The sequence below is a fragment of the Parvibaculum sp. genome (assembly GCF_049671045.1).
Lineage (GTDB): Bacteria > Pseudomonadota > Alphaproteobacteria > Parvibaculales > Parvibaculaceae > Parvibaculum.
In genome coordinates, this window is sequence record NZ_JBATUH010000094.1 from 1 (window position 1) to 18,521 (window position 18,521).

Sequence of the window (18,521 nt, forward strand, 5' to 3'; positions counted from 1 at the left end):
TGCCGGCCCGCTATGGTTTCCGCACCCTATTTAGGCTAGAAACATGCACTGGCCCGATTGGGCGCCGGCGGCCAGTGCCGGCTTCCATGAGCCTCCGGACTCGCTTCGATATGGCCTTGTCCCGAAAACGGTTTTCGGGCAATCCTGCCGGGTGACCGAACGAAATGGACTTTGACCGGCATGCGTGAGGCTCTTCTGACTATCAGCGGCTCCAAGGCAAAGGCGACTTCCGGCATCGGCCTCGAAACGGGGCGGGTGAGAAGCGCGGTGATCGGCGCTTTCCTTGCCGGTGCGCTCGTTCTTCTCGGCGGCTGTTCGTCTGATGACGAGCTTCCCTATCAGGAAAGGCCGGTCGAGCAGATCTACAACAAGGCGATGGATTACGTCGCCGATGGTAGCTACCAGAAGGCGGCGCAGGAGTTCGACGAGGTCGAGCGCCAGCATCCCTATTCGATCTGGGCGCGCCGCGCGACGCTCATGTCGGCCTACTCGCATTACAAGGTCAACGAGTACGACGACGCCATCGTCACCGCGCAGCGCTACATCGCGCTCCATCCGGGCAGCAAGGATGTCGCCTACGCCTACTACCTTGTCGCCCTCTGCTATTACGAACAGATTTCCGACGTCGGCCGCGACCAGAAGATGACGGAAGACGCGCTCGCCTCGCTCACCGCGCTCATCCAGCGCTTTCCGCAAAGCGAATATGCGCGCGACGCGCGCCTGAAGCTCGATCTGACGCTCGATCATCTCGCCGGCAAGGAGATGGAAGTCGGCCGCTACTATCTGAAGAAGCGCGACTACATCGCCGCGATCAACCGGTTCCGCATCGTCGTGGAGCACTATCAGAGCACGACCCATGTGCCGGAGGCGCTGCACCGCCTCGTCGAGGCGTATCTCTCGCTCGGCGTCAAGCCGGAGGCGCAGACGGCCGCGGCAGTCCTCGGTTACAACTATCCCGGAAGCGATTGGTATCAGGACAGCTACGCGCTCCTCGCCGGGCAGGGGCTCAAGCCCGAGGAGAACAAGGGGTCCTGGATCAGCAGGGCGTGGCACACCGTCTTCTAGAGGCGTTGCTCAATGCTGTCGGCGCTGTCGATCAGAGATATTGTCCTCATCGATAGGCTGGAACTCGCGCTGGCCCGCGGGCTGTGCGCGCTCACGGGCGAAACGGGCGCCGGAAAATCCATCCTTCTCGATGCCCTGGGGCTCGCCATCGGCGCGCGCGCCGATGCGGGGCTCGTCGGCCAGGGCGCCGAGCAGGGAAGCGTCACCGCCGTTTTCGACGTGCCGGACGACCATCCGGCCCGCGCCATTCTCCGCGATGACGGGCTCGATGCGGAAGGCGAACTCATTCTTCGCCGCGTGCAGGCCAAGGACGGGCGCACGCGGGCCTTCATCAACGATCAGGCGGTGAGCGTCGGCCTTCTCCGGCAGGTGGGCGATGCGCTTGTCGAAATTCACGGGCAGCATGACGAGCGCGGGCTTCTCGATCCATCGGGCCATCGGGCGCTTCTCGACAGTTTCGGCGGGCTCGATGCCGCTGCCGCCGAGGTGCGCCGGCTCTGGAACGCGGCGGCGGAAGCGCGGCTCGCCTTCACCGAGCATGAAGCCTCTCTCGCGCGGGCGCGGGCAGAGCAGGATTATCTGCGGCATGTCGTCGGTGAACTCGACGAACTTTCGCCGGAGCCCGGCGAGGAAACGAAGCTCGCCGAAGAACGCGCCCTCATGATGCATTCGGAAAAGATCGCGGGCGATCTTGCCGAGGCGGCGGACGCGATTTCCAGCGATAGCGGCCTCGAGGCGCGGCTCAATCAGGCATTGCGGCGCCTTTCCCGCGTGGCGGAGCAGGCGGGCGGGCGCCTCGATCAGGCCATCGCCGCGATCGACCGCACGCTGGTCGAGGCGGCGGAGGCGCGCGATGAAATCGAACGTGCCATGCGCTCTCTCGAATTCGATCCCGCGCGGCTCGAGAAGGCCGAGACGCGCCTCTTCGCGCTGCGCGCCGCCGGGCGCAAGCACAATGTCGCCGTGGACAATCTTGCCGCCCTTGCCGACAGGCTGCGCGAGCAGCTTGCGGACATAGAAGGCGGCGAGGTGAAGCTTGCGAGGCTTTCGCAGGCGGCCGATGCGGCGCGCGCCGCCTATCTCAAGGCGGCGGAGGCACTTTCCGCCCAGCGCATCAAGGCGGCGGCAAAGCTCGATCAGGCGGTTGCGCGCGAGCTGAAGCCGCTGAAGCTCGACAAGGCGACATTCAGGACCGAGGTCAATGTGCTCGCGGCGGAAGATGCGGGCCCGGACGGGCTCGACCGAGTGTCCTTCCTCATTTCGACCAATCCGGGCGCTCCGCTCGGGCCGCTCATCAAGATCGCTTCGGGCGGCGAGCTTTCACGTTTCGTGCTCGCGCTCAAGGTGGCGCTCGCTTCCCGCGGCAGCGCACCGACGCTCATTTTCGATGAAGTCGATGCCGGTGTCGGCGGGGCTGTCGCCGAAGCGGTGGGCCGGCGCCTCGCGGAACTTGCCAGGACCGCGCAGGTGCTCGTCGTCACGCATTCGCCGCAGGTGGCGGCGCTGGCGCGCCATCATTTGCGAATTTCCAAGGGCGGGGAAACCAAAGCCAGGAATGCGCGCGTCGCAACCCGCGTCGATGTGCTCGATCATCTGGATCGCCGCGAGGAGATCGCACGCATGCTGGCGGGCGCAACTGTGACCGATGAGGCGCGGGCCGCCGCCGACCGATTGATCGAGAACGGTCCGTGAGCGCGCATGCCAATGACAAGCCCGCGGGGCAACTGACCTTCGAGGAAGCGGCGGAGGAGCTGGAGCGGCTCGCCGGGGAGATCGCGCGTCACGACAAGCTCTATTATCAGAAGGACGCGCCGGAGATATCGGACGCCGAATATGATGCGCTCCGCCGGCGGAACGAGGAGATCGAGAAGCGCTATCCGGAACTAATCCGCGAGGACAGCCCCTCGAAGCGCGTGGGCATCGCGCCCGCCGAAGGCTTCGGCAAGGTCGTCCACAAGGTTCCGATGCTTTCACTCTCGAACGGCTTTGCGGACGAGGACGTCACCGAATTCTGGGCGCGCGTCCGCCGCTTCCTCAATCTGACGGACGGTGTCGAACTTGCCGTGACGGCGGAGCCTAAGATCGACGGGCTGTCGGCCGCGCTGCGCTATGAGCAGGGACGGTTCGTGCTCGGCGCGACGCGCGGCGACGGGCGCGAGGGCGAGAATGTCACGGAGAATCTGAAAACGATCGTCGATGTGCCGGAGACGCTCAAGGGGCGCGACATTCCCGATGTCTTCGAGGTGCGCGGCGAGGTCTATATGAGCCATGCCGACTTCGAGAAGCTGAACGAAAGGCAGGCGGAGGCGGGGCGGCCGCCCTTCGCCAATCCACGCAACGCGGCCGCGGGCTCGCTCCGCCAGCTCGACCCAAGGGTGACGGCTTCGCGCCCATTGCGCTTCTTCGCCTATGCCTGGGGCGAGGCGACCGAAATTCCGGCCGGCACGCATTCGGGCATGATCGAGCGCTTACAGCATTGGGGTTTTCATGTGAACCCCTTCTTCCGCGTCTGCACATCGGCGGATGAATTGCTCGGCTTCTATCACGAGATCGAGGAGAACCGCGCCAGTCTCGGCTACGACATTGATGGCGTTGTCTACAAGGTGAACCGGCTCGACTGGCAGCAGCGGCTGGGCTTCGTTTCGCGCTCGCCGCGCTGGGCGCTGGCGCACAAGTTTCCGGCCGAAAAGGCGATGACCGTGCTCGAAGGCATCGACATTCAGGTCGGCCGCACAGGCGCGTTGACGCCGGTGGCGCGGCTGAAGCCGGTGACGGTCGGAGGCGTCGTCGTCTCCAATGCGACGCTCCACAATGAAGACGAGATCGAGCGCAAGGACATACGCATCGGCGATACGGTGGTCGTCCAGCGCGCGGGCGACGTCATTCCGCAGATCGTGAGCGTGGTCGAGGAGAAGCGGCCGAAGGGCGCCCACAAGTTCCATTTTCCGGATCGATGCCCGGAATGCGGAAGCCATGCGGTGCGCGAGATGAACGAGAAGACCGGCAAGGTCGATGCCGTGCGCCGCTGCACGGGCGGCCTCATCTGCCCGGCACAGGCGATGGAGCGGCTTCGCCATTTCGTTTCGCGCAATGCCTTCGACATCGAAGGGCTCGGCGAAAAGCAGATTGCCGGCTTCTATCAGGACGGGCTCATCGCCCAGCCTTCCGATATTTTCACGCTCGAGGAGCGCGACAAGAAGAGCCTGAAGAAGCTGAAAGACCGCGAGGGGTGGGGCGAAACCTCGGTGAGCAATCTCTTCCGCGCGATCAATCTGCGCCGCGAGGTCGATCTCGACCGCTTCATCTTCGCGCTCGGCATCCGCCATGTGGGCGAGACGACGGCGCGCCTCTTTGCGCGGAGCTATGGCACGCTCGAGCATTTCGTCGACCAGATGGAAAAGGCGGCCGATCACGACAGCGAGGCATGGCGCGAACTCAATGCGATCGACGGCGTGGGCGAGGTGCTCGCCGAAGCGGTCGTCGATTTCTTCGCCGAGAAGCACAATCGCGAAGTGCTGTCCGCGCTGCGCAAGGCGGGCGTTCGCGCCATTCCCTTGCCGGCTCAGGAAACAACTTCGCCCATCGCGGGCAAGACGGTGGTTTTCACCGGCTCGCTCGAGCGCATGACGCGCTCGGAAGCGAAGGCGCGCGCCGAGCAGATGGGCGCCAAAGTGGCAGGCTCCGTCTCCGCCAAGACAGATCTCGTCGTCGCCGGACCCGGCGCCGGGTCGAAGCTCGCCAAGGCGACGGAACTCGGCATCGAGGTCATCAGCGAAGATGAATGGATGGAGATGGCGGGCAGCCAGTGAGCTTCGGCGATGGGCTGCCGGTTCATCCGTCATGCCGGACTTGATCCGGCATCCATCTTTGCGACTTGCGTAGTGCAGAAGCTGGGGCCCGGGGTGACGGCGGAGATTGTGGAACAGCTCTCGACTCATCCGCCATGCGGAGCCCAGGCACGAGCGCTCAGATCGCGCGGGTCGCCCCTTCGAGCCACGCGGCCGTCGCCGCATCGAGGCCGGGTGCCAGCGCCTCGCGCACGCGGGCGTGATACGCGTTGAGCCAGTCGGCTTCTTCCTGCGTGAGGAGCGCGCGCTCGACGCAGTTGAGATCGATGGGCGCGAGCGTCAGCGTCTCGAAGCCGAGCATCGGCCGCTCGCCGCCATCGATCATCGAAGCCGGCGTCACCACCAGCAAATTCTCGATCCTGATGCCATATGCGCCCGTCTTGTAGTAACCGGGCTCGTTCGAGACGATCATGCCGGGCCTGAGCGGCACGGTTCCGAGCTTGGAGATGCGCTGCGGTCCTTCGTGTACGGAGAGATATGACCCGACGCCGTGGCCCGTGCCGTGGTCGTAGTCGAGGCCCGCCTTCCAGAGCGCCATGCGCGCGAAGGCGTCGAGCTGCGCGCCGGACGTGCCTTCCGGGAAGCGAGCCGTCGCAATGGCGATGTGCCCCTTCAGAACGCGGGTGAAGCGGTCGCGCTGCTCGGGCGATGCCTCGCCGATGGCGACGGTTCGCGTCACGTCGGTGGTGCCGTCGAGATATTGCGCGCCCGAATCGACGAGGAAGAGTTCGCCCCGTTCGAGCGGGCGGTTGGTCGCCGTCGTCACGCGGTAATGCACGATGGCGCCATTGGCGCCCGCGCCGGAAATCGTATCGAAACTCAGATCGCGAAGCTCGTTCGTCTCGGCGCGGAAGGCTTCGAGCGTCTTCGCCGCCGCTATTTCATCGACGCCGCCCTTGGGCGCTTCGCGGCCGAGCCATGCGAGAAACTTCGTCAGCGCGCGCCCGTCGCGCAGATGCGCCGCGCGCGTGCCCTTGATCTCCGCCTCGTTCTTGCACGCCTTGGGCAGTTCGCAGGGATCGGAGCCGCGTTTCACCTCGGCGCCCGCGGCCTTCAGCCGGTCATGGATCCATGCCGCGCAGGTTGCGGGATCGATGAGAACGGTCGCCTTCTTCGCGCCAAGCTCGTTCAGCGCGTGGCCGAGCGCCTCGCGCGGATGCAGCCGCGCAACGGGCGCGAGATGCGCGCGGACGTCAGGCCCGACTTTCCGCTCGTCGATGAAAAGATCGGCGGTGCCGTCCTCATGGAGGATCGCGAAGGAGAGGGGGAGCGGGGTGTGCGGCACGTCCGCGCCGCGAATGTTGAAGGCCCAGGCGATCGAGTCGGGCATGGTGAGGATGGCGGCATCGACATCGTCGCTCATGAGGGCGCTCGTCAGCCGGCCGATCTTTTCGGCGGCGGGCTCGCCCGCGAACCCGATCGGGTGCGGCGTGACCGGCGCGGCCGGCGGCTCGGGCTGATCGACCCAGACGGCATCGAGCGGGTTTCCGTCGACCGCGACGAGGGTCGCGCCGGCCTTCTCCGCCGCCACCTTGTAGCGCGCCACGGCATCGACCGTGTGCAGCCATGAATCGTAGGCGAGCCTTGCGCCCTTCGCGAGGTTCTGCTCGATCCAGCGCGCCGGCGGCTCCTCGACCAGATGATGGGGCTGAAAGGTCGCCACATCGACCTGCGCGCGAACCTGCAAGGTGTAGCGGCCATCGACGAAGATCGCCGCCTTGTCGAGAAGCACGATCGCCATGCCCGCCGAGCCCGAAAAGCCCGTGAGCCAGCGCAGACGCTCGGCATGGGGCGGCACATATTCGCCCTGGTGTTCGTCGGCGCGGGGAATGAGGAAGCCATCGAGGCCGCGCCGCTTCAGCTCTTCGCGGAGGCGTCGGGCGCGTTCGATGCCGAGGGTGGGGTCGGCCGTGTCGTCGAAGGTCTGGAACATGAAAGGAATGTATGTCCTGCGCGCGCGGGCGGCAACGGGGATCGGCTAACCCTCTATTCGCAGCGTCACCCAGTCGCCCATGGGCTTGCGCGAGCGGAGGTAGAGACCTTGCGCCCGCATGGCGCTCGTCACCATGGCCTCCTGTATGCGGAGGATGCCGGAGAGCACGAGCGTGCCGCCGGGCCGCAAATGGGCGCGGAAGGCGGGAGCGAGCGAGACGAGCGGGCGGGCAAGGATGTTGGCGACGATGAGATCATAGGGCGCACGCGCCGCGAGCGCGGGGTGGCCGAAGCCCGCGGCAGCGACGGCGGCCACGAACGAGCCAACGCCGTTCTTGCGCGCATTCTCCCGCGCGGTTCTGACCGCGACGGGATCGATGTCGCTTGCGAGCACGGCGCAACGGGCGAGCCTTGCGATCGCGATGGCGAGCACGCCCGTTCCCGTGCCGAGGTCGAGGGCGTTGAGCCTCACACCTTGCCGCACGATGTCGGAGATATATTCGAGGCAGCCCATGGTCGTCTCGTGGTGGCCGGTGCCGAAAGCCTGGCCCGCATCGACGAGGATGGGGATCGCGCTGGCGGGAACCTTGTCGGCGTCGTGGCTGCCATGGACGAAGAACCGCCCGGCCTGAACCGGATCGAGCCCTTCGAGCGATTTCGTCACCCAGTCGATCTCGGGCATCTGCTCGATGGCGAGCTCGGCCACGTCGACACCCGTTTCATGCTCGATGGGGGCAATGAGGGTGCGTATCGCCCCCATGTCCGGCGCGTCGGCGTAAAGCACCTCGATGCGCCAGTCGCCATGCGCGACGACCTCGTTCCATTCCGACGATGTCTGGACGAGCGTTGCCGCGCCTTCATTCGCCTCGCTGGTGGAGACGGCGAGCGCCTCGGGCTCGAAGGCCGCGCCCAGCGCATCTGCGAAACCGTCCGCCGCGTAGTGGGGAACGATGAAGGACAGTTTCCATGTGGCCATGGTCAGGCCCGTTCGAGGAAGCTGTCGATCACTTTCTTGCGGCCGGCCTTGTCGAAATCGACGGTGAGCTTGTTGCCGTCGATCATCGCCACTTCGCCATAGCCGAATTTCTGATGGAACACGCGCTCGCCCCGGCGATAGGTCGCGGCGGCGGGATCGCTCGTCGCGACGAGATCGGCGTGAACCTCGAGATCGGGCGCGCGCGTTTTCGACATGGTGCGCGCCATGGTCTGCGCGCGCTTCCAGCCGGGGCTCGCATAGTCGCTCCCTTGCGCGAAATCCTGCGCGAAGCGGCTTGGCGCATAGCTTTGATAGCTCGATGCGCCCATCGCGCTTTGCGTGACCTCAAGATGTTCCTGCGGCATCTCGTCGATGAAGCGCGAAGGGACGGCGCTCTGCCAGAGATTGTGGACGCGCCGGTTGGCGGCGAAGGAGACATGCGCCTGCTTGCGCGCGCGGGTGAGGCCGACATAGGCGAGGCGGCGTTCCTCCTCGAGGCCCGCGACGCCGCTTTCGTCGAGCGCGCGCTGGTGCGGGAAAAGCCCTTCCTCCCAGCCCGGCAGGAACACCGTGTCGAATTCAAGGCCCTTGGCGCTGTGCAGCGTCATCAGGTTTACCTTGTCGCCCGTTTCCTGCGCCTCGATCTCCATTACGAGCGAAATATGTTCGAGATAGCCTGCAAGGCTTTCGAAATGCTCCATCGAGCGCACGAGCTCGCGCAAATTGTCGAGCTTGCCGGGCGCATCCGCCGATTTGTCATTCTGCCACATTTCGGTGTAGCCCGACTCGTCGAGAATGATTTCGGCAAGCTCCGTATGCGGCATGCCGGGAACGAGAGAGCGCCAGCGATCGACCATCTCGACGAAACCCGTCAGCGCCCGGCGCGGCGCGGGCTTCAGCTCCTCGGCCGTGATGAGCGCGCGGGCGGCGCGCATCAGCGACACGCCCTGCGCGCGCGCAAGCTGGCGGATCGTCTGCAAGGCAACGTCGCCAAGGCCGCGGCGCGGCTTGTTGACGATGCGCTCGAAGGCGAGATCGTCGTCGGGCTGTGCGACGAGGCGCAGATAGGCGTTCGCGTCGCGGATTTCGGCGCGCTCATAGAAACGCGGGCCGCCGACGACGCGATAGGGAATGCCGAGATTGATGAAGCGGTCTTCGAATTCGCGCATCTGGAAGGAGGCGCGCACGAGGATCGCGATTTCGTGGAGCATGTGCCCCTTGCGCTGCAACTGCTCGATTTCCTCGGCGATGTTGCGCGCTTCCTCCTCGCCGTCCCAATAGCTCGATACCTTGACCTTCTGGCCCTCGTCGGCATCCGTCCAGAGCGTCTTGCCGAGGCGCGCCTCGTTGGCGGCTATGAGGCCCGAGGCCGCGCCCAGAATTTGCGGCGTGGAGCGATAGTTCCGTTCGAGGCGGATCACCTTCGCGCCCGGAAAGTCCTTCTCGAAGCGCAGGATGTTGTCGACCTCCGCGCCGCGCCAGCCATAGATCGACTGGTCGTCGTCGCCCACGCAGCAGATGTTCCTGTGCTTCTGCGCGAGAAGGCGGAGCCAGAGATATTGCGCGACGTTGGTGTCCTGATATTCGTCGACAAGCATGAAGCGGAAGCGATCCTGATACTCGGCGAGAATTTCGGGATGCTCCTGGAAGATGCGCAACGGCTCGAGCAGAAGGTCGCCGAAATCGGCGGCGTTCAGCACCTTCAGCCGCAGCTGATAGGCCTGATAGAGCTCCGCCCCCTTGCCATTGGCGAAGGCGTGCGCCTCTCCGGCGGGCACCTTGCCGGGGGTGAGCCCGCGGTTCTTCCAGCCGTCGATATGGGTGGCGAGCTGGCGGGCGGGCCAGCGCTTCTCGTCTATGCCTTCCGCCTCGATGATCTGCTTCATGAGGCGGATCTGGTCGTCGGCGTCGAGAATGGTGAAATCGGATCTGAGGCCCGCAAGCTCCGCATGGCGGCGGAGCATCTTCGCCCCGATCGAATGGAAGGTGCCGAGCCACTGCATGCCCTCGACGACGCCGCCGATGAGGTGGCCGATGCGCTCCTTCATTTCGCGCGCGGCCTTGTTGGTGAAGGTCACGGCGAGAATCTGGCCCGGCCAGGCGCGGCGCGTGGCAAGCAGGTGGGCAAGCCGCGTGGTCAGCACGCGGGTCTTGCCGGTCCCGGCGCCCGCGAGCACGAGGACGGGGCCGTCCAGCGCCTCGACGGCCGAGCGCTGCTCCTCGTTGAGCCCCTCCAGATAGGGGGCGCGCATGCCGGCGAGCGCCGCCGCGCTCGTCGTGCGCGCAGTCGTTTCTTCGGGAATGGACCCAAGGTCGAAGGGGTCGCTCGTCATCTCGCCGGTGCCAGAGGGTACGGGTGCGGGTTCGTGTGCGGGCGAGTATAGCACGAGGATCGTGCCCGATTCGGTACGGAATTCCGCGCCTTTTTGCCGTGGTGGCTTGGTTTCGCGCCGCGTTGCCGATAGATAGAGGCTGTGGCTCCTGCCTGCAAGCCCGATGGAAGGCCGCCCTGATGGCCCTTGTGACGACCCGCTTTTCGCGGAATTTCTATGTCCAGTCCCGCCGCTGGCAGCGGAGGCTGATTTTCATCGCGGGCGGGCTCGTGGTCGGCGCGGCGGCGGTGGCGCTGGCCATGCTCTCCGATCGGGCCATGCTCGCCTTTCACCGGCTGCGCGAGGCGGCGCCATGGGCCGTCTATCTGGTCACGCCGCTCGGCTTCGGCCTCACCGCCTATCTCGCCAACCGCTATTTTCCGAATACGGGCGGCAGCGGCATTCCCCAGGCGATCGCCGCGCGCGCATTGAGCGATCCGGCCGAGCGCGGGAAGCTCGTCTCCGTCCGCATCGCGATCGGCAAGATATTGCTGACCCTTCTGGGGCTGCTCGTGGGCGCTTCGACCGGCCGCGAGGGCCCTTCGGTGCAGGTGGGCGCCTCGCTCATGTTCGCGCTGGGGCGCGTTTCGCGGCGCCATCAATCCGGCCTCATTCTCGCGGGCTCGGCGGCGGGCGTCGCCGCTGCCTTCAACACGCCGCTTGCCGGCATCGTCTTCGCCATCGAGGAGATGAGCCGCTCCTTCGAGACGCGGACGAGCGGCCTCATCATCGGCACGATCATCGCGGCCGGCGTCACCTCCATGGCGATCCTCGGCAATTACACATATTTCGGCACGACGGAGGCCGTGCTCCAGAACTGGAGCGACTGGCTCGTCGTGCCTGTCTGCGGCGTCGCAGGCGGGCTCATGGGCGGGCTTTTCGCGCGCATCCTCATTGCCTTCGGCGCCGGGCTCCCGGGCCGCGCCGGGCGGTGGATCAGGTCGCGGCCCATCCTCTTCGCCATCGGCTGCGGCATGGCGGTGGCGCTGTGCGGGTTTCTTTCAGGCGGCGCCATACACGGGACGGGATACGCCGAGGCCAAGGCCGCGCTGCATGCGCAGGAGGCGTTGCCGGTCGCCTATGCGCCGCTGAAGATGCTGGCGACGGTCTTCTCCTCGATCTGCGGCGTGCCCGGCGGCATCTTCTCGCCGTCGCTTTCCGTCGGCGCGGGCGTCGGCTCCGAGATCGCGCGGCTCTTTCCCGAAACGCCGATTGGCGCGCTGGTGCTGCTCGGCATGGTGTCCTATTTCACCGGCGTCGTGCAGGCGCCAATCACGGGCTTCGTCATCGTGTCGGAGATGACGGATAATCACGAGCTTCTGGTGCCGCTGATGCTCGCGGCGCTGATCGCGCAGGGTACATCGCGGCTGATCTGCCGGGAGGGCGTCTATCACGCCCTCTCGAAGAACTTCCTGCCTAGGCCACCGTCTTCCGCCTGATGCCGATGACGCGGCCCGCCTGAACGGGGCGGGGGAGCGCGCGATGCTCCTCCATCATGGCGGCGATCCTTGCCTGATGCGCCTCGGAGAAGGGCGAGATGCGCCGCGTCTTCATGTCGACATGCACGCACATCTGCTCGGATGTCGCGGCGAGATACCCCTTCTCGGCGTGATACATTTGGCCGAAGAAATGGACGCGCTTTTCGTCCCAGTCGAGAAGCTGATAGGTGATGCGGACGGGATCGCCCTCCATCAGCTCGTTGAGGTAGCAGACATGCACCTCGACCGTGAAGGTCGTGCCTTCGCCTTCCTGCGTGTACTCCCAGCCGATGCCCAGATCGCCGAAGGGCTTGCCCAGCGATTCATCGAAAAGCAGGTGGTAATAGGCCATGTTCATATGGCCATTGAGATCCACCCAGGTTTTTTCGACCTTGCGCGGCGGGCATTCGACAGGGCTCGTCATCTTTCCTCTCTCGGGTGTCGTTATCATCGACGCGGGGGCATGCTAGTTTAGAAAGGTTGGAGATCAAGAGGCAGCGATGGCCCGTGCCGGGGAAAAAGCGCGACAGGACGCGATAGAAGAGTTGCGGGCGCTTGCGGGCGAGCGGCTCGTCACATCGGCGGCTGTGCGCGAAGCGCATGGGCGCGACGAAAGCTGGCATCCCTGCGTTCCGCCGGACGCAGTGCTCTTCGCGGAGACGACAGAGGAAGTTTCGGCCGCCGTCAGGATCTGCGCGCGCCATCGCTTTCCGGTCATCCCGTTCGGCACCGGCACCTCGCTCGAAGGACATATTTCCGCGCCTCATGGCGGGCTGTCGCTCGATCTCAGCCACATGAACCGCATCATCGCCGTCAATGCCGCCGATCTCGACGCGCATGTCGAGGCGGGCGTCGCGCGCAAGGCGCTCAATGCCTATTTGCGGGATACCGGGCTTTTCTTCCCGATCGACCCCGGCGCCGATGCGAGCCTTGGCGGCATGGCGGCGACGCGCGCCTCGGGCACCAATGCGGTGCGCTACGGCACCATGCGCGAAAACGTGCTGAACCTCACCGCCGTCATGGCCGACGGGCGGATCGTGCGCACGGCGCGGCGCGCGCGGAAATCGGCGGCGGGATATGATCTCACCCGCCTGCTCGTCGGCTCGGAGGGCACGCTCGGCATCATCACCGAACTGACCGTCCGCCTTTATGGCATACCCGAGGCGATTTCGTCGGGCATCGTGTCCTTCCCGGCATTCGAAGGCGCGATCGACGCCGTCATCGCGACGATCCAGTCCGGACTTCCGGTGGCGCGGATCGAATTTCTCGACGAGGTGCAGGTAGCGGCCTGCAACCGCTATTCGAAACTCACCCTCCCGGAAACGCCGCTTCTGCTCGTCGAATTTCATGGCAGCGAGGCTTCCGTCGTTCAGCAGGCGGAACGCTTCGGTGCAATCGCGCGCGACAATGGCGGCGGCGCGTTCGAATGGGCGACGCGCGCGGAGGAGCGGACGCGGCTCTGGGAGGCGCGTCACAATGCGCTTTATGCGGCGCTCGCGCTCCGGCCCGGAAAGAAGGGCATGATCTCTGATGTGTGCGTGCCGATTTCGCGCCTTGCCGAGGCTGTGGCGGGGACGAAGGCCGATCTCGCCACTTCGCCGCTCGTCGCGCCCATTGTCGGCCATGTCGGCGACGGGAATTTTCATCTCATCATGCTCGTCGATCCGTCGAACGCGGCGGAGATGGCCGAGGCGAGGCGCATACATGACCGGATGGTCGAACGCGCGCTCGCGCTCGACGGCACCTGCACGGGCGAGCACGGGATCGGCGAGGGCAAGATCCGGTTCCTCGAGGCGGAGCATGGGGAAGGCATCGCCGTCATGCGCGCGATCAAGCAGGCGCTCGATCCGCTGAACATCCTCAATCCCGGAAAGATGTTCACCCTCTGACGGTCAACGCACGAACGTCACGATGATGTTGACGGCGAGGGCGACAAGCACCGTGTTGTAGAAGAACGAGACGACGCCGTGGCCGAGGGTGAGGCGGCGCATATGCGTCGCGCAGACTTGCACATCGGACACCTGCGCCGTCATTCCGACGACGAAGGAATAATAGAAGAAATCCCAGGCGGTCGGCTCCTTCGTGCCGGGGAAGGCGAGCCCGCCCGCGTCCTGCCGGTGCTTCGCCTCGCCATCGGCGGATGAATAGAAGAGATGACCGTAATGCGAGGCCATGACCACATGAAGCGTCGCCCAGCCGAGCGGGATGCCGCCGAGCGTGAGCAGAAGTTCCGGCAAGCCGACGCCCGTTCCGCGATTGAGCAGCAGGAAGATCATTCCGATATTGAGGAAGATCGCGACGAGCGTGATGGCGACGATGAGGCCGATGCCTTCATCTTCATAACCGGCACGCAGCCGCAAATGTTCCGGCGTGAGGCGGATCATGAAGGCGACGGTGAGGACGAGATAGACGAGAAAGGCCGCATCGCCCGCGAGCGAGAAGCGGATCGGAAGATCGGCCGTCTGTGACATCGAGAGCCAGACAGCGAGGCCGACAAGGCTTGCGAAGTAGAACCGGCCATGATGGAGCGCGTGGCGGCGAATGGAACCGAGCATCGGATTTCCTCGGGCAGGATTGTCCGTACCCCATCTAGCGTCCAATTTGGTCCCGACGGCAAGTCCGTATGGGGTGCGCACAGGCGCTAGTCGAGCGTCTTTCGATAGCGGTTGAGCGCGATGAGGGTTGCTGCCAGCAGGAAGAGGGCGATGGCGACCGTATCGGCGCGGATATCGGCGACGCCGTTTCCTTTCAGCAGGATGCCGCGAATGATCCGCAGGAAATGCGTGAGCGGCAGAAGCTCGCCGATCCATTGCGCCCATTGCGGCATACCGCGAAAGGGAAACATGAAGCCGGAAAGGAGGATCGAGGGCAGAAAGAAGAAGACCGCCATCTGAACGGCCTGAAGCTGATTGCGCGCGAGCGTCGAGAAGGTGAAGCCGACGGCGAGATTGGCCGCGATGAAGAGGAGCACGACGGCGGAGAGAAGGACGAGGCTTCCTTCCATCGGCACGTCGAAGAGCCAGCGCGCGGCGCCGAGGATGAGCGCGGTCTGCATGTAGCCGACCGCGATATAGGGAAATATCTTGCCCATCATCACTTCCAGCGGCCGTGCAGGCATGGTGAGCAGGTTTTCCATCGTGCCGCGCTCGACTTCGCGCGTCATGGCGAGCGCGGTGAACATCACCATCGTCATGGTCAGGATCACGCCGATGATGCCGGGCACGATGTTGTATTGCGTGCGCCCCTCGGCGTTGTAGCGCTGGTGCACGATCAGCGAGAAGGGCGGCGCGCCCTGCCTGCGGCTTGCGAGTGGGCCGGTGAGGTCGCGCTCGATGGCGCGGGCGGCGAGCAGGTTTACGGCGGAAATCGCGTTTCCGGTTGCGGCGGGATCGGTCGCATCGGCATCGACGAGGAGCGCGGGGTTGGCGCCGCGCACGAGGTCGCGCGAGAAATCCGGCGGGATTTCGATCACGAACTGCACCTCGCCGCGCGCCAGGAGCTTCTCGGCCTCGTCCGCCGTTTCCGGGCGGCTTACAATGCGGAAGTAGCCCGTATTCTCCAGCGCGGTGAAGATGCTCCGCGTGAAAATCGAGTGATCCTGCGCGAAGACGGCGGTGGGCAGATGCTTCGGGTCGGAGTTAATGGCATAGCCGAAAAGGATGAGCTGAAGGATCGGTATGCCGACCATCATGGCGAAGGTGAGCCGGTCCCGCCGCATCTGGATGAATTCCTTGCGCATCAGGGCTGAAAACCGGCCGGTGTTGAAGCGATCACCCAGCATATCCGTTCACTCGAAATTGTCCGGTGCGCGTTTCATGAGCAGGATGAAGACGTCCTCGAGTGTCGGCGTGCCCGCGCGCCATGCGAGATCCGGATCGTGGCGATGAGGCGCGATGGCGCGCTCGAGAGCCGCGGCGTCGAGGCCGCTCACATGCAATGTCGGCCCGAAGGGCGCGACCATGTCGATGCCGTCGCGTCCGCTCAATTCGGCGGCGAGGCGGTTGATGCGCTTCAGCGAGGTGCCGGAGACGTTCCACGTCGCAAGGCCTGACTTCGCGATGACCTCCGCCGCCGTGCCGCGCGCGAGGAGGTGGCCATAGGCGAGATAGCAGATCTTGTGGCAGCGTTCGGCCTCGTCCATGTAGTGCGTGCTGACGAGAACGGTGAGGCCGCCTTCGGCAAGGGTGTGAATCTCGTCCCAGAATTCACGGCGCGCCTTGGGATCGACGCCCGCGGTCGGCTCGTCGAGAAGGAGCAGCTTCGGCTTGTGCATGATGCTGGAGGCGAGGGCGAGGCGCTGCTTCCAGCCGCCGGAAAGCGTGCCCGCGAGCTGGTCGGCGCGGGCCGTCAGACGGAGCTTTGCAAGCGTCGCCTCGACCGCATCGCGCCTGTCGGGCACGCCATAGATGCTCGCGACGAAGTCGAGATTTTCGCGGATGCTCAGATCCTCATAGAGGCTGAACCTCTGCGTCATGTAGCCGACTTCGCGCTTGATCTTCGGGCTTTCGGTCAGAATGTCATAGCCGAGGCATGTGCCGCGGCCGGCATCAGGCGTGAGCAGGCCGCAAAGAAGGCGGATCGTCGTGGTCTTGCCGCTGCCATTGGGGCCGAGGAAGCCGTAGATCTCGCCGCGCGCCACCTGCATGTCGACATTGTCGACGACCTTGCGCCGGCCGAAGCTCTTGGTGAGCCCCGTGACATCGATCGCCAGATCGTTACCGGCTGCGGTTGCCATCGTTTCATTCCGGCTTCGGGATCAGGGTCACGCCGACGGGCTGGCCGGGATGGAAGGCTTCCGGCGTCCGGTCTGGCCATGCCTCGACCATGTAAACGAGCTTCGCGCGCGTCTGCTCGCTATAGATGACGGGCGGCGTGAATTCGGCCTGAGGGGAAATGAAGCGCACCGTTCCCTCGATCCCGTCCGCGCAGGCGTCGCAGGCAAGCCGCACCTTGTCGCCGACATGCACGCGGCCAAGCTCGGGTTCCGGCACGAAGAAGCGGATCTTGATGTTCTCCGGCGGCAGCAGCGAAACGACGGGCTGGCTGGGGCCTGCGAATTCGCCGACGCGGAAATAGACGTCATCCACCACGCCGCCCTGGGGCGCAAAGCCTTCGCGCCGCGAGAGCCGCCAGTTCGCCTGGGCAAGCGCGGCTTCCGCCGCCGCCACGGCGGAGGCTGCGGCGTCGATCTGGTCCTGCCGGGCGGCGAGCTTGCCTGTCGTCAGTTTGGCATCGAGTTCGCGCACGGCGGCCGTCGCCGCGTCATGCGCCGCGCGGGCGGCATCGAGCGCGGCCTTCGCGACATTGCCATTCGCGTAGAGTTTTTCCGCGCGGACGAGATCGAGCCTCGTCTTTTCGGATGTCGCGGCGGCGTTCGCCCTTGCGGCTCTGATCTGGTCGAGCTCCGGCGCGCGCAGCCCCTTCGACAAGTCTTCGAGTTGAGATTTCGCGCGTCCGAGTTCCGCCGCGGCTTGCGCTTGCGCCGCGACCTCCGCCGTCCGGTCGAGCTGAAAGAGGAGCGCCCCTTCCGCCATCTTGTCGCCGCGCTGCACGGGGATGGCGTCGATCGTGCCTCCGTCAATGGGCGCCACGCGCACATATTCGCCTTCGGCATAGCCCTGATAGCTTCCTTCCGGCCGGCGCTCGCAGGCGGTCAGCAGAAGAGCTGCCGCGCATATCGTCAGGATCGGCGTGAGGCGCATGGGTTCAGGCCCCTCCATCGGCGGCGAGGCCGCGCAGGACGAAATCGAGATGGCTGCTCGTGAATTTCGCGGCGTCGAATTCCTTCATCGCGCCGAAAATCTCTCCGGCAAGCGCATTCATGAGAATGGGGAAGATGACGCTCTGCGCCGTGGCGACGGGATCGCAGGGCCTGAATTCGCCGCGATCGATGCCGCGCTCGATGATGCGCGAAACGCTCTTCAGGCCGCGAAGCGCAATTTCATCGCGGTAGAAGGCGGCAATGTCGGGGAAGTTTCCGGCTTCTGCGAGCACGACCTTCATGATGGCGCGGATCTGCGGAACGGCGACGATGCCGGAAAGGACTTCGATCAGCCCACGGATGAGTTCGGGCGACGGGCCCTCGAAGCCCTCGACCAGCGCCTCGGCGGCGCCGATCCGCGCCGAGGCGATCTCGCGGACCATCGCCTTGAAGAGTTCCACCTTGCTGTCGAAATAGAGGTAGATCGTCGCCTTGCTGACGCCAGCGGTTTCGGCCACGTCGTCGAGGCGGGTCGCCGCGAAGCCGCGCTCGGAAAACAGCGTCAGCGCCGCCGCCATGATTTCGGCGGGGCGGGCCTCCTTGCGTCGCCGGCGCTTGCTTGGATGGGCCATGGCGCCTCACTAATGACTGACTGGTTAGTAAGTTACAGCAGGGCGAACGAGTGCGCAAGGGCCGGTGTTCTCGAATTTGCGAATGTGCAGGGGCGCGCGGAGGGGGCGAACTATCCCTGCGAGCCTTCGGGCGGCGTAAGGTCGTCGTCATCCGGCGCGGCGGGTTTGCGCTCGAGGCGGTTTCCCTCATGGAGGCGCGACTGGCGCTCCTGCTCGAGCTTCGCCTTTCGCTTCTCGGCCCCGGTCCGGCCGAAACGCACGCGATTGGCCGCGGCGCGCGTTTCCTTTTCGGCACGTTCGCGACGCTTCTTCTCGTCGCGTTCGTTTTTACGTAATTTGGACAGGTCTATGATATTGCCGTTATCTGAAACCATAATTTGCCCGCAAATTGGCAGCAATCTACGCCAGAACGTTTCTTCTACGCCGAGCCGGAGTCTAGGCGAACACCGGACGACGAGAAACTCCCGGCGGAGTGAAATCGCTTTCGCCGCCACGCCCGTTTTCGCCGATACCCGGA

The 18,521-nt window shown here is 65.3% G+C and carries 15 protein-coding genes; 5 read left to right on the top strand and 10 right to left on the bottom strand.

Annotated elements, in window-relative coordinates; all coding sequences use genetic code 11:
• Window positions 1-180: 180 nt before the first annotated feature.
• From WBG82_RS10560 to ligA, 3 genes are read left to right on the top strand one after another with little or no spacing between them, the layout of a single operon-like run.
• Window positions 181-1,065, top strand: coding sequence for an outer membrane protein assembly factor BamD (locus WBG82_RS10560; protein ID WP_424424489.1), 885 nt, complete (start codon window positions 181-183; stop codon window positions 1,063-1,065).
• Between the two features lie 12 nt (window positions 1,066-1,077).
• Window positions 1,078-2,757 carry a DNA repair protein RecN gene (recN, locus tag WBG82_RS10565; protein ID WP_424424490.1) on the top strand — a complete coding sequence of 560 codons (1,680 nt, stop codon included), beginning with the start codon at window positions 1,078-1,080 and terminating at the stop codon, window positions 2,755-2,757.
• Window positions 2,754-4,874: an NAD-dependent DNA ligase LigA gene (gene ligA, locus WBG82_RS10570; protein ID WP_424424491.1), complete on the top strand. Its 2,121-nt coding sequence runs from the start codon at window positions 2,754-2,756 to the stop codon at window positions 4,872-4,874. The genes recN and ligA overlap by 4 nt, the downstream gene beginning before the upstream one ends.
• Window positions 4,875-5,031: 157 nt before the next feature.
• Here ligA and WBG82_RS10575 read toward each other — a convergent pair whose 3' ends face one another.
• The 3 genes from WBG82_RS10575 to WBG82_RS10585 are packed head-to-tail and all read right to left on the bottom strand — an operon-like array spanning window position 5,032 to window position 10,154.
• Window positions 5,032-6,846, bottom strand: coding sequence for an aminopeptidase P family protein (locus WBG82_RS10575; protein ID WP_424424492.1), 1,815 nt, complete (start codon window positions 6,844-6,846; stop codon window positions 5,032-5,034).
• 45 nt (window positions 6,847-6,891) lie between these two features.
• Window positions 6,892-7,821 carry a 50S ribosomal protein L11 methyltransferase gene (locus WBG82_RS10580; RefSeq protein WP_424424493.1) on the bottom strand — a complete coding sequence of 310 codons (930 nt, stop codon included), beginning with the start codon at window positions 7,819-7,821 and terminating at the stop codon, window positions 6,892-6,894.
• Between the two features lie 2 nt (window positions 7,822-7,823).
• Complete coding sequence (locus WBG82_RS10585; RefSeq protein WP_424424494.1) at window positions 7,824-10,154, bottom strand: ATP-dependent helicase; 2,331 nt, start codon at window positions 10,152-10,154, stop codon at window positions 7,824-7,826.
• A gap of 179 nt (window positions 10,155-10,333) precedes the next feature.
• On the opposite strand from WBG82_RS10585, the gene WBG82_RS10590 reads away from it, so the two are divergent.
• Window positions 10,334-11,632 (top strand): chloride channel protein, encoded by a 1,299-nt coding sequence (locus WBG82_RS10590; RefSeq protein WP_424424495.1) that lies wholly within the window; start codon window positions 10,334-10,336, stop codon window positions 11,630-11,632.
• On the opposite strand, the gene WBG82_RS10595 is transcribed toward WBG82_RS10590, so the two are convergent.
• Window positions 11,610-12,095, bottom strand: coding sequence for a thioesterase family protein (locus tag WBG82_RS10595; RefSeq protein WP_424424496.1), 486 nt, complete (start codon window positions 12,093-12,095; stop codon window positions 11,610-11,612). The two genes, WBG82_RS10590 and WBG82_RS10595, sit on opposite strands and share 23 nt — an antisense overlap.
• Before the next feature lie 76 nt (window positions 12,096-12,171).
• Here WBG82_RS10595 and WBG82_RS10600 point away from each other — a divergent pair, with 76 nt between their 5' ends.
• Window positions 12,172-13,560, top strand: coding sequence for an FAD-binding oxidoreductase (locus WBG82_RS10600; RefSeq protein ID WP_424424497.1), 1,389 nt, complete (start codon window positions 12,172-12,174; stop codon window positions 13,558-13,560).
• 3 nt (window positions 13,561-13,563) lie between these two features.
• On the opposite strand, the gene WBG82_RS10605 is transcribed toward WBG82_RS10600, so the two are convergent.
• From WBG82_RS10605 to WBG82_RS10630, 6 genes are all read right to left on the bottom strand, one after another.
• The gene (locus tag WBG82_RS10605) at window positions 13,564-14,226 is read right to left on the bottom strand and encodes a DUF1345 domain-containing protein (RefSeq protein ID WP_424424498.1); all 663 of its coding nucleotides are present in this window, start codon (window positions 14,224-14,226) and stop codon (window positions 13,564-13,566) included.
• 86 nt (window positions 14,227-14,312) lie between these two features.
• Complete coding sequence (locus WBG82_RS10610; protein WP_424424499.1) at window positions 14,313-15,452, bottom strand: ABC transporter permease; 1,140 nt, start codon at window positions 15,450-15,452, stop codon at window positions 14,313-14,315.
• A gap of 6 nt (window positions 15,453-15,458) precedes the next feature.
• The gene (locus WBG82_RS10615; protein ID WP_424424500.1) at window positions 15,459-16,406 is read right to left on the bottom strand and encodes an ABC transporter ATP-binding protein; all 948 of its coding nucleotides are present in this window, start codon (window positions 16,404-16,406) and stop codon (window positions 15,459-15,461) included.
• A gap of 4 nt (window positions 16,407-16,410) precedes the next feature.
• Window positions 16,411-17,373, bottom strand: coding sequence for an HlyD family secretion protein (locus WBG82_RS10620; RefSeq protein WP_424424501.1), 963 nt, complete (start codon window positions 17,371-17,373; stop codon window positions 16,411-16,413).
• Between the two features lie 4 nt (window positions 17,374-17,377).
• Window positions 17,378-18,004: a TetR/AcrR family transcriptional regulator gene (locus WBG82_RS10625; protein ID WP_424424502.1), complete on the bottom strand. Its 627-nt coding sequence runs from the start codon at window positions 18,002-18,004 to the stop codon at window positions 17,378-17,380.
• A 110-nt stretch (window positions 18,005-18,114) separates the two neighbouring features.
• Window positions 18,115-18,498, bottom strand: a complete 384-nt coding sequence (locus WBG82_RS10630) for a DUF4169 family protein (protein WP_424424503.1) — start codon at window positions 18,496-18,498, stop codon at window positions 18,115-18,117.
• Between the last annotated feature and the right edge of the window lie 23 nt (window positions 18,499-18,521).

What these genes read in the sequence shown, in the direction of transcription:
- WBG82_RS10560 (WP_424424489.1), top strand. Translation starts at nt 181, where the DNA reads ATGCGTGAGGCTCTTCTGACTATCAGCGGCTCCAAGGCAAAGGCGACT.
- recN (WP_424424490.1), top strand. Translation starts at nt 1,078, where the DNA reads ATGCTGTCGGCGCTGTCGATCAGAGATATTGTCCTCATCGATAGGCTG.
- WBG82_RS10575 (WP_424424492.1), bottom strand. Translation starts at nt 6,846, where the DNA reads ATGTTCCAGACCTTCGACGACACGGCCGACCCCACCCTCGGCATCGAA.
- WBG82_RS10580 (WP_424424493.1), bottom strand. Translation starts at nt 7,821, where the DNA reads ATGGCCACATGGAAACTGTCCTTCATCGTTCCCCACTACGCGGCGGAC.
- WBG82_RS10585 (WP_424424494.1), bottom strand. Translation starts at nt 10,154, where the DNA reads ATGACGAGCGACCCCTTCGACCTTGGGTCCATTCCCGAAGAAACGACT.
- WBG82_RS10590 (WP_424424495.1), top strand. Translation starts at nt 10,334, where the DNA reads ATGGCCCTTGTGACGACCCGCTTTTCGCGGAATTTCTATGTCCAGTCC.
- WBG82_RS10595 (WP_424424496.1), bottom strand. Translation starts at nt 12,095, where the DNA reads ATGACGAGCCCTGTCGAATGCCCGCCGCGCAAGGTCGAAAAAACCTGG.
- WBG82_RS10600 (WP_424424497.1), top strand. Translation starts at nt 12,172, where the DNA reads ATGGCCCGTGCCGGGGAAAAAGCGCGACAGGACGCGATAGAAGAGTTG.
- WBG82_RS10605 (WP_424424498.1), bottom strand. Translation starts at nt 14,226, where the DNA reads ATGCTCGGTTCCATTCGCCGCCACGCGCTCCATCATGGCCGGTTCTAC.
- WBG82_RS10610 (WP_424424499.1), bottom strand. Translation starts at nt 15,452, where the DNA reads ATGCTGGGTGATCGCTTCAACACCGGCCGGTTTTCAGCCCTGATGCGC.
- WBG82_RS10615 (WP_424424500.1), bottom strand. Translation starts at nt 16,406, where the DNA reads ATGGCAACCGCAGCCGGTAACGATCTGGCGATCGATGTCACGGGGCTC.
- WBG82_RS10620 (WP_424424501.1), bottom strand. Translation starts at nt 17,373, where the DNA reads ATGCGCCTCACGCCGATCCTGACGATATGCGCGGCAGCTCTTCTGCTG.
- WBG82_RS10625 (WP_424424502.1), bottom strand. Translation starts at nt 18,004, where the DNA reads ATGGCCCATCCAAGCAAGCGCCGGCGACGCAAGGAGGCCCGCCCCGCC.